Raw genomic sequence first — 14,740 nt, forward strand, 5'->3', positions numbered from 1 at the left:
GCCTTGCAGAAAGATTAACATTCCCGACCGCACAATGGAATCCCGCGCGTTGATTTTCGCCGCGACAGTTTCGCGCCCAATCGGGTTGTTGTTTTGCCATTTTTGCTTTTGATCAGCCTCATTACTTCAGCGCAGAAAACGGCTCGGTGAGAGCGCGGCAGAAGTCGCCGGACCAGTTCGGGTTGTGGTTCTGAAGGTGTGCTGGCGCGATATCATCAAGGTGCAGGCGGTTTTGCGTTCTGAGGAACCTGATGGTCTCGCAGAGTTCCCTGATCACGGGTGATACAAGGCGTTCGGCTTCTGCATATGGCCCGCTGCCGTTGTGAAAGCTGCGTGTGGTTGCGGTATTCTGGAACCATGTCGCGATGCCTTCCTCCATGACACTGGCAACGCCCTGTGCGGGATCAATGAGGTGGACGCATTCGTGAGCAAGCTGCCAGCGCGCCCTTGCCCCGTCCTGCATTGCGGACCGGTTCAAGTGCACAATGACATGCTTGCCATGAGGATGGGTGTCCGGGAACCATGTCTTGGGCATTTCATGGCATGTATCGACAAACTCGATGCCGAGGACAGTGAAGGCGGGATCTCTGGGCCCCAGCATGGCTTCGATGTCGGACAGGAACACGCCGAGCCATCGCGTGAAGGTGCGGGGCTCAAATCTGCTGGTCGCGCCCTCCTGCATGACAAGCCGTGTGACGAACTGCCCGTCAGCGGCCATTGAGGAGGATCTCTGAAAGGGCCAGATCGGCGGCTTCATTTGGCAGGCGACGGCCGAAAGCCTCAAGCAGGGTCTTGTGGAGCGCCTCGAGCGCCTCGAGTTCCTTGCGCTTGTCGTCGATTCTGGCGGCGAGATATTCCATTGAGGACGGTGTGTACTGGCTCATGTCCGATCTCCGTTGTACGTGTTTTAGCATATCCGCGCGGGCGCGTCATTGGGGCTGGGTGGCGTGCTCCGGCCATCCTTGTGCGACGTTTATGGCAAGGATTGCCTCTGCGGTTGTGGCGGCGGTGATGGCATCCTTGAGTGTGCGGGCGTGGATGCGGCGGGCGCTCTGCCAGGCCGAGAGGGCTTTGGCGAGGGCTGTGATGTCCTCTGCGCGCATGGGGACGCGGGTGTTTGCGGCATCGATCCAGACGAAGTCTTTGGGCCAGTTGGGTTCTGCGGCGGCGCGCAGGGCGGCGGCGGTGATGGCTGCGGCGCTTTTGGTATCGCCCTGCCAGGTGCGGGCGTTGTGGGTGAAGGTGGTGCGGCGTGCAAGCTCTGCGGCCAGTTGGGCGTGCTTGTGCTGCCGGGCCTCTTCGCAGGCCTGGTGCACGGCGTGCCGGGTGAGGCTGTCCCATGCGGGCTTGTCGCCGGCCTTTGCATCTTCGCGGCCATAGGGGTCGGGCTGTGTGGCGGCGGCGAATTGCGGCGGGTTCCATGTGTAGCGGTCCCACATGGTTTTGGTGATGGTCTCCGGGGGCTCGGCCTCTTCGGGGAAAGCGGTCCATGGCAGGATGTCGTGAGGCAGGGCAAGACCTGTCTCGGTGAGGGCCAGGAGCGCCTGTGCGAAGGCGTCGTAGGAGAGCGTTTGTGGCGCGGGGTCTTGTGCGGTGGGGTCTTGTGTCACTGGGCTTTGTGTCACTGGGCTTTGTGTCATGGGTCATATCCTGGGTCAGGCGACGGGATCAGGCGAAGGGGCGGGTTTCTCGTGCGGTGAGGGTGAGATATGCGGCAGCACTCCATGCGACCCGTGTGCTGCCGCCTCTGATACCCGCGACGCTCGCGCCCCCGGTGCGTACGGTTCCTGTTGCGCGCAGGGTGAGCCTTTTCTGCCGGCCGACCGGGGTGAGCCGGGCGGGCAGCACCCCGCTGAGAACGGCACGGCCTGCGGCGCCGGTGGTGACGCTGATGCTGAGGGTCCGGATGACGACATTGTCGAGCCGGACCTCGAGCCGGACGTTGAAGGTTGCGCTGTTGTATCTTGTGCCCACGGCCGATTCTGAACCCTCGCTGTTGCGGCTATGTTCGTACCAATAGGACGAGGAAGGCGGGGTGAACCCGCCGCCCGAGACCTCGACCGCGTAGCGGATGATCTCGTCGGCACTGTCCCTGCGCACCACGATATCGGAGCCGCCATCACTGCGGCGCGTGGAGAAGCGCTGGTTTTTTCTTGTGCGCGCCCTGCCCGACGCGTCCAATCGCCAGCGCGCGCCCCGGGCCACATCGCCGATGAGGCTGTCATCGAGATGGGTGAGGGTGATGAGGCCGGGGCCGATCTGGACGCCGCCGGTGATGAGCGCGGTGTCGGCGCGCAGATGGGTGCCGTCGATCTGGCCGGCGGCGAGGGCCTCGGCCAGCAGCGTGCCGGGGATGACGGTATTGCCGTTGATGACATGGGTGACGGGGAGCCATGCGGTGCCGGTCCAGGCGCGGGTTTCGGCCCAGCCTCCGGCGCTGTCGGTGAGGGTGACCACATCGCCGGTGACATTGGCGCCGGGGGTTGCGCGATCGGCGATGCTGTTCACCCAGCCGCGCGCGCTGACGCGCCGGGCATAGCTGCCCGCCCCGCGCGCGCCATTGCTGCCATCACGCCCGTTGATGCCGTTGCGCCCGTCACGCCCGTTGCGGCCGGGGTCTCCCTTGTCCCCCCTGTCTCCCTTGCCGCCGGTATCGCCTTTCCTGCCCGGTCGCCCCTGCCGGCCGGTATCGCCGGTATCGCCCTTCCTGCCCGGCCGCCCCGGGGCGCCGTCGCGTGCATATCTGGTCCATTGCACCGGTCGGGAAAACGCCCCCCAGTTGCCGGAGGAGCCTTTGCGCTGGCTGGCCCAGAGATAGGGTCTGGCGGCGCTGACGTCAGGGGCATCATCAACCCAGCCCTCGGGCACATGATCGTCGAGGCGCCGCTGGGTGGCTGTTGTGCGCGGGGTGGCGGGGCGGATCGGGGTGCTGGTGGCGCGAAAGATGAACTCGACACCCGGACCATCAAGGCCCGGTCGCCCCTGCCGGCCGGTATCGCCGGTATCGCCCTTCCTGCCCGGTCGCCCCGGGGCGCCGTCGCGTGCATAGCGGGCCCAAAGCTCGGGTGGCGAAAACGCGCCCCAGTTGCCCGAAGAGCCGGTGCGGCGACTGGCCCAGAGATAGGGCGCGTCGCGCGTGATCCCGACGGGATCATCGGACCAGCCGGGGGGCACATGATCATTTGCCCTGGACTGCGCGGGCGTTGTCTGCGGTCTTGCGGGCGCCCGGCGGGTGGCGGTGCGCCGGAAGATCATCTCGACCCCAGCGCCATCCTGCCCGTCACGCCCATCCTGCCCGTCGCGTCCCGGCTGCCCGTCCTGGCCCGGGTCCCCGTCGGTGCCGTCGCGTCCCGGCTGACCGGCGGCCCCCGGGATGCCGTCGCGTGCATATCTGCCCAGGAGCGCGGGGCGCGAAAACGCCCCCCAGAGCCCCGCGCGCCCGCGCCGCTCGCTGATCCATTCATATGGCTGCTCCACGGTGACACCCAGGGGCGTGGCCGACCAGGGCGGGGGCGTGTAGCCGGGCATCTGGGCCGGATCTGCTGCCGCCCCTGTTGCCGCCACACCCGTTTGCGCGGGCGGGGTGAGGCTGAGGGTCATGGCGGTGACGGTGTCGCGGGAGCGCAGATTGTAGAAAAGCAGCCGGAAGGTGAAGCGCTCGCCGGCCCTCAGCGTGATGTCGAGATGATCATCTGCCCCGCGGCGCGCGGCATTGCCCTTGGCGCTGAAGATGGCCCAGTCGGTGCCCTGGTCGGGGGCGCCGTCCATGGTGATGCGCCAGGTGCCGGCGCGTCCCCGGGGTGCGGTGAAGCGGAACCATGTGGCGGTCCAGGCCGGGCCCGGCGGGTCGAGGCCCTTGAGGAGGGGGAAGATATCGAGCGCGCGGATGCCGAGCGGGGTGGTCAGGACATGGGGGTCCTCTTGCGTGCCTGAGCCGGTCAGTCCCGGCGGCGGTGGCGGGGTGGCATGGGCGGTGCGGGTGAAGAGCCGCTCGACGCTGGCGCCGTCCTGTCCATCCTGCCCGTCCTGTCCGTCCTGTCCGGGCCGGCCCTGCGCGCCCAGGGAGGACCAGAGCGCGGGGCTGCTCCAGCGGGTCCAGGGCCCGCCGCCGGTGCGGCCCTTGCGTTCGGTGATCCACTGGAAGGGGGCCTTGGATGTGAGGCTGACCGGTATGCGCTGCCATCCTGCGGGCAGATGGGTATCGCTGTCGCTGCCGCCAGGCCCCGGGCGGGCGGGTGGCGCGTTCTGCGTGGCGCTGGCGCGGAACGCATATTGGGTGACGGGCAGTTTGACCGCATCCGCCAGATCGACGGGGCCGGTGAAGGCGGCCTCTCCGGGCACGCCATCCCTGTTCAGGGCGGCGAGCGCAAAGCGCCAGCGCCCGGCGGGTGGCAGGCGTGTCTCGAGCGGCAGGGCGGTGATCCGGCCATGCAGGAGCGGGGTGAGCGCCTCCCATGTGGCCGCAGCGCGCGCGGGCCCGTAGCGCAGGGCGTAGCCGGCGACGCGCCCGTCAGGGGGCGGGGTGGCGGTAAAGCGGCGGGCGCCATCGCCCAGCATCTCGACCCCGAAGCCTTCGGGGGCGGCGATGGGGACGGTTTTGTCGCCGATGAGGGTATGGGTGGTGGTGAAGACGGGCCCGAGGGGGGCGGCGCGGGAGCCGGGGGTGATCTCGATGTCGATCTCGCGGCCGGAGGCATCATCGGTTGAGAAGATATATGTGGTGACGGCCTGCCGGTCGTCTGCCACGACGCGCCAGCCATGGCTGTCGCGGGCGCGGATGGTCGCGCCCTGCCAGGGGCCGGATGTGGTGAGCCGCAGGGTCACTTCGGTGGTTCCGTCGGCGCGCGCCCGATCGGTGATCGCGGCATCGAGCACGGCCGGGCTTTGGGGAGCGGGCAGCGGCAGGGGCGCGCTGAGATCGGCGGTGGCGGCGTTGTGATAGGCGGCCACCTCGTCGATGGCCTCGAGCCGGATGCGCGTGGCCGAGACCGGTTCAAAGCCCACGATGCGCAGGGGCGCGGGCGGGGCGTCACCGGGATAGACGCGCCAGAGCACATCCGACACCTCCGTCTCTTCGTGCTGCCAGTCATCGGGCAGGGCGCTGGCGGGGCGCACCAGGGCTCCGTCGGCGGTGATCGCGCGGGTGATGAGGCGACCATCGCCCAGGCGCAGCATCGCATACCAGCTCTCGTCTTGCGCGATCTCGAAGCTCTGGCCCAGGTCCCAGCGTTCGGGAAGGTTTCTGGCGGCGTCAGCCGGCAGGACCGTGACGAGCCGTCCGGTCTGGCCGCCATCGATGAGGGAATGGGTGAGGCGCACCACGTCGCCCCGGGCGATGGAGAGCCCTTCGGCGGCCATCTCCCATGTGAGACGGCGGCGGTGATAGAGCTGGCGGGCGGCCTGCAGATTGGCTTCGGTGGCGGCCTGAGCGGGCGTGGTGACGCCCGGCAGCGTGAGGGTTGCGGTGCGTTTGGGCGTGGTGACGCCCGGCATGGTGCGGCGCAGGGTCTGGAATTGCCAGTCGGCGTCCGGGTCGAGATAGCGCACGGCGATCTCATCGGCGGGTTTTTCGCCGGACCAGGTGATCTCGAGGCTGCCCGCTATGATATTGCCGGGGGTGATGAGCGCGGTGGCGGGGGTTGCGGGGTCGTCCCACACCACGCCCAGCTTGCCGCTGGCCCATGTGGGGCTGGCCCGCCCGCATTGGCAGATGGTGCGGATGATCCGGGCCGAGGGAACGGGGCGGTCGAGGCTGAGATTGCAGGTGAGGTTCTGCCTCTCGCACCAGGCGGCCCAGGCGGTGAAGGAGGGCAGGTCGATGCGCCGGTCAGCCAGTCCCAGCCCCCAGGCAAGGCGGCCCGAGACAAAGCCGCCGCGCAGGAAGGCGAGCAGGATCCAGGCCGGGTTGGAGGTGGCGCGGGGTTTGGCGCGGCGCGAGACCGAGCGGGGCAGTAGATGCCGGGTGATGGCGTGGATGGCGGGCAATTGGCCGGAGGCCTGGGCCGAGGCGGGCAGGCGCAGCCGCAGCCGGGTCTGGCCGCTATAGTCGGCGGTATCGGGCTGGAAGGAGCGCAGCGCGGCCCAGGCCAGCGCGTCGATCTCGTTATCCGCGCCCGAGGGCGCGGTGCGGCGGCGCACGCGGACCTCCCACTGCGCGGTCGCCCCGGGGTGGATGCGGATGGTGCGGCGCAGCCCGTCGCGGGGGCTGTCGCCATTTGCGCGCAGCGTGACGCGGCGGCGGGTCCAGCCCTCGCGCACGCCCACCCTGCGATAGCTGATCACGATCTCGCGGGAGAGAGCGTAGGGTTTGCCGGAGCGTTTGCGCAGACCGAAGAGCTGCCCGGTGATGTCGAGATCGAAGCGGTTGGTGCCGGGGCTTGTACGGCGCGAGATCAGGCGGCGGCCTTCGAGCTCTGCGCCCTGGATGGTGTCGACATTGGCAGGCCATGTGGGATCGGGCCCGCGCAGGATCTGCGCCTGTGCGCCTGGAAAGTCCGACAGCGGCTGGTTGCCGATGCGCAGGTCGGCGCGCTCCAGATGCAGGTTGCCCAGGCCGAATGTGAGGCTGAGATTAAGGAACTGCGCGTCATCCTCGAACTCGGTCCAGGGTTTTGCGCCGAGATCGGGAAAGACGCGGTGGCGTCCGAAGGTGAGCAGGAGCGGCGCGTAGGGCCGGGCCCGGTTGGCACCGCCGCTCAGCGAATAATCGCGGCGGGCGGGCGCGTCCTGGTCCAGCCCGTCCGCGTCGCGCACGGGCACCAGCGCGTTGATGATCAGCCCGCCGGCGGTGGAGATGGCGGCCCCGGCCAGGGCGCCGGCAACCTGTGCCCCCAGGCTGCCGGCCCCAAAACCAAGCGCGCCGCTTGAGGCGATGGCGGAGGCGGCCCAGCCGCCGATGGCGATGGTGGCGATGGTCAGGATGGCCGCAAGCGGGTTGGAATCATCGCCCTGAAGGGCTGCGCGCAATGTGAGGCGCTGGCCGGGGCGCAGGGCCGTGTGCGCCCAGGCCCCGGGCGGCAGGGCGATCCCGTCAAGGCTTACGTTTACCGGCAGGGACCCCCGCGCGGGCCAGGCGAGATCCAGCGCCTGGGCCACGCTCAAGGGTTCAGGTGGGGCGTCATGGGTGCGCGCGGGCAGGGGCAGGATGATCTCCGGCACCCGGGCCTGCGCGGTCAGCGGGTGCGGCCACAGATCGGCGCTTGCAAAGCCGACCTGAGAGGCCGTCACAGGGGGTTTGAAGGGCGTTTGCGAGGGTGTTTTTGAGGGTGTTTTTGAGGGTGTTTTTGAGGTCATGATCCTGTCTCCCAGCGATAGAGCCCGACCACCACAAGCCCGCGTGCGGGCAATATGCGCAACCGGTGCAGCACCGTGCCCAGCCCCGGTTGCCAGTGCAGGCAGGCCGGCTCGGTCATGTCGGCATAAAGCCCGATGTGATGGCCCAGCCCCGCGCGGCGTCCGCGCGCGCGCATCAGCACCCCGTCCCCGTCGCACGCCCTCTCGCGCGCACCCAGGCGCCGGGCGATCCCGCCTTCGGTTGCGCGCCCGGTTGTGCATCCGGTTTTGCGCCCGGCTTCACACATGAGCGCGTCCCGGATGGCCGCGTCATTGGCGCGGATGCCGCCCGGCGCGGCGGGCAGGGCGATGTCGGACCCGAACTCGACGCGCAGCACATGCGAGACCAGCGCGGCGCAATCTTCCGCCCGATGCCCGATCCAGCGCTCTGTCCAGTGCGTCTCCATCAGCTGAGCTTCCATCAGAACAGCCCCATCAGAACAGGCCGGGAGAGGTGGCGGGATCGTGGCGCAGGGTTACACCCGCGCGGCCCAGGAGCGGATCAAAGCCCAGCCGGGCGGTCACCTTGCGGCTGGTGGCGGTGATCTGCAGCACATCCATGGTGACGTCATAATCGGGGGTGGCAACGGGGGTATCCGCGCGCGCGGTGACGATCATGACCCGCACGGTGATGCCATGGATGCCGCTGGCGGTGGCGCGCGCCCCATCGATCCAGGCGGTGAGCTCGCGGCCCACATTGTCAATCGCCAGTTCCGCCGCCGGCACCCGGTCGGGTGCGTCCGTGGCGATGCGGGCCTCAAAGCCCAGGGCGATATATTTGCGCCCCCCGACCACCCGGTCGCGGCTCTGGCCGTCATTGATGATGCGCACCCGGGCGGAAAGCTCCGGGTGCGCGATTTCCAGCGCCGCCAACTGGCTGTCTTTCGGGCTTGCGGCAATGCGCGCGCGGGCGCGCGCGGCGTTTTCGGCTTTGCTCATGTGGTTTCCAGCTCCATCTCAAGTTCCCAGCTGCGCCGCCCGGCGGGCGCGACATGCGCGCGGTAGCTGATGCCGCCATCCCCGCCCACCACGCGCATCATGACCCGCGCCCCGGTCTCGTCGGGAAAGCGAAACGGGCGATGGGCATTGGCCCCGGCCCAGGCGCGGAACCGGATGAGGTCTTCATCGGGGCTGCGCGTGATACCTGCCTCCCGGCTGCCCAGGAGCCAGGCGCGGATCCGGCGGCGGGCGGGGGTGGCGGTAAAGCGGCGCACCTGGCGTATCGCGCCATCGTCGAACCCGGTGCGCTCGACCACGGTGACGGGCAGGATCTGCCGGGCCGGGTCGATCCGTGCATAGGCGGGCCATGCGGGCCTTGTGGGAGAGAGGGGGGCGGACATCAGTAGGGGCTCTCCCCGGTGGTGGTGCGGACGGCCTGGCCGATGGGGCCGTTTGTGAGGATGTCCTCGACGACGAGGCCGATCACCCAGCGATCGGGGCTGAAACTGGCGTGCGCCTCCACCGCCCGCTGCGCGGTGCCGCGATTGTCGATCGAGATATCAACGCGCGGTCCCGGCCCGGCCCCTGATGCCTCTGAACCGCTGCGCCCCGGCAGGCGCAGGCTGGGGATATCGTGGCCGCGCAGCCCCGGCACGCCCGGCACACCGGCCACGTCGCCGGCATGATAGCGCGCCGCCTCGCGCAGGATCTCCTGGGCCCGGGCCTGATCGGGGCCCTGGGCTACGCCGCCCAGGACCGCGCGCGATTGCGCCGGGGTCAGCACCGCCTCGCCCTCCATCAGCACCGCCGGCACCTCACCGGGAAGAAACGCGCCCGCAAGGCGGTCGGCGGGGGAGGCTTTCGGCACCCCGCCGATATGGAAGGGGCGGGCTTTGGGTCGCGGGGAGCTGCGGGGGGCTGCACCGCCCCCGAACACCCCGCCCAGGGCATCGGCCAGCGGCCCGGTGATGTTCCGGCGAATGGCAATGCGCGCCAGATCGGCGATGATGGAATTGGCCAGGTCGCCAAAAGACGCCTTGCCGGTGGTGACAAAGCGGGTGAGGGCGTCTTCCAGCCCCTCAAACCCCGCACCCCAGGCCCGTCCCACCTCGTCGCGGCTCTCGATGGCGTCTTTGGCATAGGTGCCCAGCGTCCGCGCCAGCGCGGTTTCCAGCTTGCGCGCCTCTTGCCGCGCCTTTTCCATCTCGCGGCGCAGTCTTGCCGCCGCGCGGGCGGCCGCGCGAGACCCCGCGCGCTCGGCGCTGCCTGCCGCACGCAACTGCGCCCCGAGCCGGGCGGTCTCGGCTGCCGCCTCCGCCGCAGCCTCCGCCGTCTCGCGCAAACCCCTTGTGCGCGCCCGCGCTTCCTCGGCCGTGAGGCCACCTGCCACATAGCCCTGTTCAACAGGCGCGATCTCGCGGTCAGATCTTTGCAGGCTGAGCGCGCGCGCCAGCGCCGCCGGATCGCCGCGATGCTGCAATCGCAGCCTGGCCTCGTCCAGGCGCGCATCGGCCGATCTGCCAAAGCGCTCCATCTCGCTTGCCGCCTGCCGCAACCGCTCGGCCAGGCGGTCGGCCACGAGAACCCCGCTTTCCAGCCCCGGCGCGATCTGCGCGCCGGCACCGGCCAGCGCGAGCACCTGGTCCTCGGCCTCCAGCACCTTGCGGATAAAGGCCTCAAGGGCGGCGCGCTGGGTCTCGCTCTGGCTCCGCACTGTCGCCCCCGTGGTGACGAGCGCTGCGCGCAGCGCCTCAAAGGCTGCCCTGCGCGCCGCGCCTCTTCCCCCTCACCCGCCCGCAAGCCCCGGAAGGCCTCGATCACCCGGGCGGCGGCCTCTTCGGTGAGACCGAAGGCCCGGGCCAGCTCTGTCTGTGCCGCGCGCGCCCGCGCGCCCAGATCGTCAATGTCGCGCGAGGCCCGCGCAAACGCCTCCGGTTGCGCCTGAAGGGCAATCTCCTCCAGCAACGCCTCCACCGTGACGCCGAAGCGCTGCGCCGCCGCGTCGAGCTCGGGCCCCTCAAAGATCTGCGCCAGTTCCGCCTGCGCCGCTTCCCGTGTCTCGGTGACCTGGCTAACCAGGTCCTCAAGCGGGCCGGAAAACGCCGCCCGGGCCCGGGCGGCCAGATCTGCCAGCAGCGCCTCTTCATCGGCTCGTGTCCGGCGCGTGGCCGCAAGAGAGGCCGGGCCAGCCGCATCCTCCAGCTCTCCGATCACCTCCGCAACGGCCCGCGCCGCATCGCGCCGCGCCAGTGCCTCCTAGGCGGCAATCAATCCGCGCGCCTGGTCGGCGGCGGCCCCGTATCTTTCCGCCAGCGCCTCGACGTCGCGCGCCAGGGCGCGCAGGGACCGCAGCCGCTCGGCGGCCTCCGCCAGCCGCTCGGAGGCCTCACCCGCCTCACCCGCCTCTTCGCCCAGGTCAAAAAGCGCTCCCGCCAGCGGCAGGCCCACCGCGACCACGGCCCCCAGAACCGCCCCCAGGGCGCCAAAGCCGCCCAAAAGCTGCGGCAGGTTCTGCGCCAGCGCCACGCTGGCGGCTGTCCCGGCGGCGGTCTGCACCGCGAAATCCTGTACCTGGAAAGCCACGTTCTGTATCGCCGCGCGGCTGGAGCGGCCTGCGCCCGCAAGCGCGCGGTTGGCATTGGCCGCGCGGCTGGCAGATGCGGCCTGCATGTCCATCGCGCCCGCCGCACGGGCCGCGGCGCGCGCCGCCGCCTGCGTGGCACCTGCGGCCTGAACATTCGCGCGGGCTGTGCGCAGGGCGGCGCGGGCCAGCCGGTCCTTTGCGCGCGCGTCCTCCAGCGCTGTGCGCGCGGCGTCGGAGTGTTCGCGTCCAACTTCTGCCTGGGCGCGTTCCAGTTCATGCGCGGCGCGCGCCGCCACAACCGCCGATTGCGCAGCGACCGCATTGGCGCGCGCCACCTCCCGGCTTGAGCGTTTGATCACCCCGCCCAGCCGTTGCACCTGCGTCGCGGCCGCTTTTGTATCCGCCGTGATGCGCAGGGCCAGCTCAAGCGTGTTACCCGCCATCTCCGCCCCCTCCTCCGCTCTCTCCTCCGCTCTCTCCTCCGCCCCCGCCCATGAGCGCCGCCGCCATCATCCTCTCAAGCCCGCGCATCCGCTGCCGCTCGGCGGCGCGCCCGTAAAGCACCATCTGCCGCCAGGTGAGGGTCGCCATCAGCTCGTCGGGGCGTCCATGTCCTGCGCTGGCAAGAAGGCTGAGGAGCTCAGCGAGGCCCAATATGCGCTCATCGTCTCCCGGCCCAGGTGCTGGCCCAGAAGACGCGCGGTAAAAAAATCGGTGTTGACCTGCCAGACCGCCATCGTGAGCATCCCCGCCCAGGGCTCGCGCAGCGCCGCGATCCAGCCCGTCTCGCGACCCGTCGAGATCGCACAGATATCCGCCCAGAGATCGGCATGTGTGCCCAGAACTTCCGCCACCCGCGCCGGCGTCATGCCCTCGGGCTCCCCCAGAAGCGAGGCCAGGTCCTCGATGAGCCCCCGCGCGCGGGCCTGCACGTTCAGCCCGTCCATAAAGCGGAACTCGCGCACGGTTACGCTCACCTCCGCGCCGGTTTCGGGGTCCTGCAGCACCAGTTCCATGTCCGGGAGCAGAACCGCCGCCTCACACTGGCGCGGATCGGGGGTCCCGGGTTCCGCTGTCCCGGGATCTGTCTCTGCGGTATGTTTGCGGGTTTTGCGCATCGGATCAGCCCTCCGGTCCGTAGATCACCAGCGCCGCGCCCGCATCTGGTTCGAGAATTTCCACCTGCAGCGGGATGCGCTGCGCCTGGGTCGGGTTTTTCAGGGCCATCTGCCCGTTGGGCGACACCGTGCAGCGCGGCGCAAAAAGGCGCTTGCCCACGCCCTCCACCGCATCCTCGATATAGCGCAGGCCGAACTCGCGCAGCTGTGCCTCCGAGGAGGTCGCGCGGGCCAGGGTCTGTGCCACCGGGGTGTAGCTCACGCGCACCGCCTTGGAGGCGCCGCTGATGGGCTCGAGATCGGTGAAGAGGATCCGGGCCCTGCCATGATCGATCCTGTAATGCGCCGCGTCCAGGGCGGTGTTGCCGCTCGCGCCTTGTTTGACCGTCACCGCCGGGGTGGCGGCGATGGCCGAGACCCCTTCGGGGCGCGCGCGGCTCACGCCCAGCTGGTACCAGACATCTTCGCGCAAGGCGGAGAGCAGCTCGCCTTCCACCACCTGCGCGGATTGCGCATCACGGCCGGTTTCGCCGAGGATGAAGAGCGCGAGGTTTTTTGCGCTCATATCCTCCAGTTCGATATCCATCCGCCGCGTCACGCTGCGGGGCTTGTGCACCAGGCGGCGGCGCACAGGCCCGTTGCTGCTTTCCACGGTGATATACTCGCTTGTCACGGTGACGGAACAGGAGGGCAGTTCGCCCAGGTACCGCTCACCGCCTTCCGGCTCGATCAGGTAGAGCCAGCCGGCCCCCACCACGATCTGGTTTTTATGGTGCTCCTCGCGCATCGCGTCTTTCCTTCCATGTGCTGTTCAGGTCTTCACCCACCAGATGAGATCAAACCCCTCCTCCCAGACCGCGCGCGACGGGGTCAGTTCCGCCAGGCGTCCCTCGCGCCAGATGAGCGGCTCTTTGGCGCCGGGCGGGCAAAACGCCGCAAGATGTGTGCGGATCGTCTCCAGGATCGGTGTCAGCTGCAATCTGGCCCTTGATCCTCCGGGATCGTTGCGCAGCGGGATGGCCACAACCACGGCCAGGCGGGTGATGATCCGGGCGGCAGCGCTCTGCCGGTTCACCGGATCGGCGCCGCTTTCGCGCAAGGTCAGCACCGCGATCACGGGTTTGCCCTTCATCTGCGGCACTCCGCGCAGGCTCTCGCAGATCTCGACACCCTCAAGCCCGCCCACCTCGGAAAGCCGCTCCACGATGGCCCGGGGCGCCTCATGTCCCGTCACCCGGCTCATGGCAGCGCGGCCTCAAGCCAGTCCTGCATCACCCCGGCAAGGCCCAGGCGATCCTCCGCGTCGATCCCGAGAAAGGGGCGCGCGGGCAGTGTGATGCGCCGCGCGCCGATCTGCGCGATCGCAATGGGCACACTGCCCGTCTTGCGCCGGCGCGTGCTCTTGCGCGCGGCAAACCGCCCCTGCCCATCGAAGGCCAGAACCTGGGTCCGCGCGCTCTGTTCGATCTCGCCGCCGAACTGGTGAATGGCGGCGTATTCCACATTGGTGCCCACCAGCACGCCATCGGCCTCAACCGACCAGGTGATCGAGTGCTGCAAACGCCCGGTATCGGTCAGTGTCCTGCCGCCGCGCGCCCCGGCTTTTGCCCGTTCGCTTTCGACCCAGGGGGTGCCGTCGGGGTCTTGCGCGGCAATGAAGCGCCGCTGCACCCCGTCGGCCAGCAGCGCCCCGATTGCGTCATGGAGATCGGCGCGCTCGGCAGGCTCTCCAAGCCGTCCGGCCAGAGTGCCCAGCGTGGCGCGCAGCGCGCTGCCTTCCAGCGCGATCTCGATCCGCGCCCCGCTCATCGCCCGCGCTCCGGGCAGGATGTGTCGCCAAAGCCGTCCGCGACCGGGCCCTGCGGGGCCGCGATGCGCGGGGTTTGCGCCCGCCGTCTCACCGCTTTGCCGTCCGCGCGCACCAGAACGGCCTGGCCCCCGGCCAGGGCGCCAAGCTGCGCCCGCGCCCGCCGGGCGGCGTGTTTGACCGTATCGGACATCTCGTCGTCATAAAGACGCGCGCGGGCCAGATCACAGGCGATGGCGCGCAAAAGCGGGTAATCGCCCTCCGGCAGGGGCAGATCATAGAGGCGGGCAAGGCGCGCATCGATCGCCGCCGCCGCATCCGCCAGCACCGCCTCAAGCCGGCCGTCATCGGGCCGGCCGTCAGCGTCCTGATCCAGAAGCTGGTCGATCTCGTCCGCGCCAAAGCGGGCGCGCAGATCCGCTGCCGCCGCGTAGCTCATGTGGTGTCTCGCCCCGTCTCTCGCCCTGTCTCTGCCCCCGTCTCCGCCCTGCCGCCTTCTGCGGCCTGCGCGGCCTCCCAGGCCGCATCGCGCTCCGCCGCGCGGATGTCGCGCAGCCCGGTGATCTGAGCCAGCGCGCGGACCTCGGGCTTGCCGCCCCGCGTCCAGTGATCGGGATGGCCCGGCTCCAGGGCGGCCATCGCGCGGATCAGGGCCGCCCTGCGCTGCGCGGGCTCTGTGCGCTCCGTGCGCTCCGGGTCGGCAGGGGGAGCAGGGGCATCCGGGCCGGGCGGGCCGGGCGGGGCATCCGGGTCAGGCAGGTCGGTGTCGGCCCCCGCGCCGGGCACCACCGCATCCCCGCCCGCGATGAGCAGCTCTGCGGCCGCGCGCGGCCAGGTCACGACCGCGCCCGCCGGGTAATGCAGCCCGTCATGTTTGACCGCGCTCAAAAGCCGGATCTCGAGATCACCTTTCTGAACGGCCGGGGTGGGATGTGCGCCTGCGTGTTTGGTCTGTGTCAT

15 protein-coding genes are annotated in these 14,740 nt (G+C 69.9%); all 15 read right to left on the reverse strand.

Translation table 11 applies throughout. The features are described 5' to 3' along the window. Nucleotides 1–121: 121 nt before the first annotated feature. The 15 genes from ACOERD_RS25660 to ACOERD_RS25730 all read right to left on the reverse strand — a co-directional run bounded on the left by ACOERD_RS25660 (nucleotide 122) and on the right by ACOERD_RS25730 (nucleotide 14,740). Complete coding sequence (locus ACOERD_RS25660; RefSeq protein WP_419737951.1) at nucleotides 122–718, reverse strand: hypothetical protein; 597 nt, start codon at nucleotides 716–718, stop codon at nucleotides 122–124. Beyond that, nucleotides 708–884 carry a hypothetical protein gene (locus ACOERD_RS25665; protein WP_419737950.1) on the reverse strand — a complete coding sequence of 59 codons (177 nt, stop codon included), beginning with the start codon at nucleotides 882–884 and terminating at the stop codon, nucleotides 708–710. The genes ACOERD_RS25660 and ACOERD_RS25665 overlap by 11 nt, the downstream gene beginning before the upstream one ends. 45 nt (nucleotides 885–929) lie before the next feature. Further along, nucleotides 930–1,640: a DUF4376 domain-containing protein gene (locus tag ACOERD_RS25670; protein WP_419737949.1), complete on the reverse strand. Its 711-nt coding sequence runs from the start codon at nucleotides 1,638–1,640 to the stop codon at nucleotides 930–932. 28 nt (nucleotides 1,641–1,668) lie between these two features. Continuing rightward, nucleotides 1,669–7,293: a host specificity factor TipJ family phage tail protein gene (locus ACOERD_RS25675; protein ID WP_419740923.1), complete on the reverse strand. Its 5,625-nt coding sequence runs from the start codon at nucleotides 7,291–7,293 to the stop codon at nucleotides 1,669–1,671. Further along, entirely contained in the window at nucleotides 7,290–7,754 is a 465-nt protein-coding gene (locus tag ACOERD_RS25680) for a hypothetical protein (protein WP_419740846.1), read from the reverse strand. The genes ACOERD_RS25675 and ACOERD_RS25680 overlap by 4 nt, the downstream gene beginning before the upstream one ends. Before the next feature lie 13 nt (nucleotides 7,755–7,767). After that, a complete protein-coding gene (locus tag ACOERD_RS25685) occupies nucleotides 7,768–8,271 on the reverse strand; it encodes a DUF1833 family protein (RefSeq protein WP_419740845.1) in 504 nt (167 codons plus the stop codon). After that, nucleotides 8,268–8,672 (reverse strand): hypothetical protein, encoded by a 405-nt coding sequence (locus tag ACOERD_RS25690; protein WP_419737943.1) that lies wholly within the window; start codon nucleotides 8,670–8,672, stop codon nucleotides 8,268–8,270. The genes ACOERD_RS25685 and ACOERD_RS25690 overlap by 4 nt, the downstream gene beginning before the upstream one ends. Further along, nucleotides 8,672–9,985 (reverse strand): phage tail tape measure C-terminal domain-containing protein, encoded by a 1,314-nt coding sequence (locus ACOERD_RS25695; RefSeq protein ID WP_419740352.1) that lies wholly within the window; start codon nucleotides 9,983–9,985, stop codon nucleotides 8,672–8,674. Before ACOERD_RS25695 ends, ACOERD_RS25690 begins: the two co-directional genes overlap by 1 nt. A 542-nt stretch (nucleotides 9,986–10,527) precedes the next feature. Next, entirely contained in the window at nucleotides 10,528–11,298 is a 771-nt protein-coding gene (locus ACOERD_RS25700) for a hypothetical protein (RefSeq protein ID WP_419740353.1), read from the reverse strand. 147 nt (nucleotides 11,299–11,445) lie between these two features. Continuing rightward, entirely contained in the window at nucleotides 11,446–11,973 is a 528-nt protein-coding gene (locus ACOERD_RS25705; RefSeq protein ID WP_419740924.1) for a DUF6631 family protein, read from the reverse strand. Between the two features lie 4 nt (nucleotides 11,974–11,977). Further along, nucleotides 11,978–12,760: a hypothetical protein gene (locus ACOERD_RS25710; protein ID WP_419740186.1), complete on the reverse strand. Its 783-nt coding sequence runs from the start codon at nucleotides 12,758–12,760 to the stop codon at nucleotides 11,978–11,980. 24 nt (nucleotides 12,761–12,784) lie between these two features. Continuing rightward, entirely contained in the window at nucleotides 12,785–13,216 is a 432-nt protein-coding gene (locus ACOERD_RS25715; protein WP_419740925.1) for a phage tail terminator protein, read from the reverse strand. Further along, nucleotides 13,213–13,782: a phage virion morphogenesis protein gene (locus ACOERD_RS25720; RefSeq protein WP_419737936.1), complete on the reverse strand. Its 570-nt coding sequence runs from the start codon at nucleotides 13,780–13,782 to the stop codon at nucleotides 13,213–13,215. The genes ACOERD_RS25715 and ACOERD_RS25720 overlap by 4 nt, the downstream gene beginning before the upstream one ends. After that, complete coding sequence (locus ACOERD_RS25725; RefSeq protein WP_419737935.1) at nucleotides 13,779–14,219, reverse strand: phage protein Gp36 family protein; 441 nt, start codon at nucleotides 14,217–14,219, stop codon at nucleotides 13,779–13,781. The genes ACOERD_RS25720 and ACOERD_RS25725 overlap by 4 nt, the downstream gene beginning before the upstream one ends. Continuing rightward, nucleotides 14,216–14,740, reverse strand: a complete 525-nt coding sequence (locus ACOERD_RS25730) for a hypothetical protein (protein ID WP_419740926.1) — start codon at nucleotides 14,738–14,740, stop codon at nucleotides 14,216–14,218. The genes ACOERD_RS25725 and ACOERD_RS25730 overlap by 4 nt, the downstream gene beginning before the upstream one ends.

This window comes from Ruegeria sp. (assembly GCF_965199275.1).
In the GTDB taxonomy this organism is placed as follows: Bacteria; Pseudomonadota; Alphaproteobacteria; order Rhodobacterales; family Rhodobacteraceae; genus Ruegeria.

Coding starts and splice junctions, on each gene's coding strand:
- ACOERD_RS25710 (WP_419740186.1), bottom strand. CDS start 12,760: ATGCGCGAGGAGCACCATAAAAACCAGATCGTGGTGGGGGCCGGCTGG.
- ACOERD_RS25715 (WP_419740925.1), bottom strand. CDS start 13,216: ATGAGCCGGGTGACGGGACATGAGGCGCCCCGGGCCATCGTGGAGCGG.
- ACOERD_RS25665 (WP_419737950.1), bottom strand. CDS start 884: ATGAGCCAGTACACACCGTCCTCAATGGAATATCTCGCCGCCAGAATC.
- ACOERD_RS25700 (WP_419740353.1), bottom strand. CDS start 11,298: ATGGCGGGTAACACGCTTGAGCTGGCCCTGCGCATCACGGCGGATACA.
- ACOERD_RS25725 (WP_419737935.1), bottom strand. CDS start 14,219: ATGAGCTACGCGGCGGCAGCGGATCTGCGCGCCCGCTTTGGCGCGGAC.
- ACOERD_RS25720 (WP_419737936.1), bottom strand. CDS start 13,782: ATGAGCGGGGCGCGGATCGAGATCGCGCTGGAAGGCAGCGCGCTGCGC.
- ACOERD_RS25660 (WP_419737951.1), bottom strand. CDS start 718: ATGGCCGCTGACGGGCAGTTCGTCACACGGCTTGTCATGCAGGAGGGC.
- ACOERD_RS25675 (WP_419740923.1), bottom strand. CDS start 7,293: ATGACCTCAAAAACACCCTCAAAAACACCCTCAAAAACACCCTCGCAA.
- ACOERD_RS25705 (WP_419740924.1), bottom strand. CDS start 11,973: ATGCGCAAAACCCGCAAACATACCGCAGAGACAGATCCCGGGACAGCG.
- ACOERD_RS25670 (WP_419737949.1), bottom strand. CDS start 1,640: ATGACACAAAGCCCAGTGACACAAAGCCCAGTGACACAAGACCCCACC.
- ACOERD_RS25730 (WP_419740926.1), bottom strand. CDS start 14,740: ATGACACAGACCAAACACGCAGGCGCACATCCCACCCCGGCCGTTCAG.
- ACOERD_RS25685 (WP_419740845.1), bottom strand. CDS start 8,271: ATGAGCAAAGCCGAAAACGCCGCGCGCGCCCGCGCGCGCATTGCCGCA.
- ACOERD_RS25690 (WP_419737943.1), bottom strand. CDS start 8,672: ATGTCCGCCCCCCTCTCTCCCACAAGGCCCGCATGGCCCGCCTATGCA.
- ACOERD_RS25680 (WP_419740846.1), bottom strand. CDS start 7,754: ATGGAAGCTCAGCTGATGGAGACGCACTGGACAGAGCGCTGGATCGGG.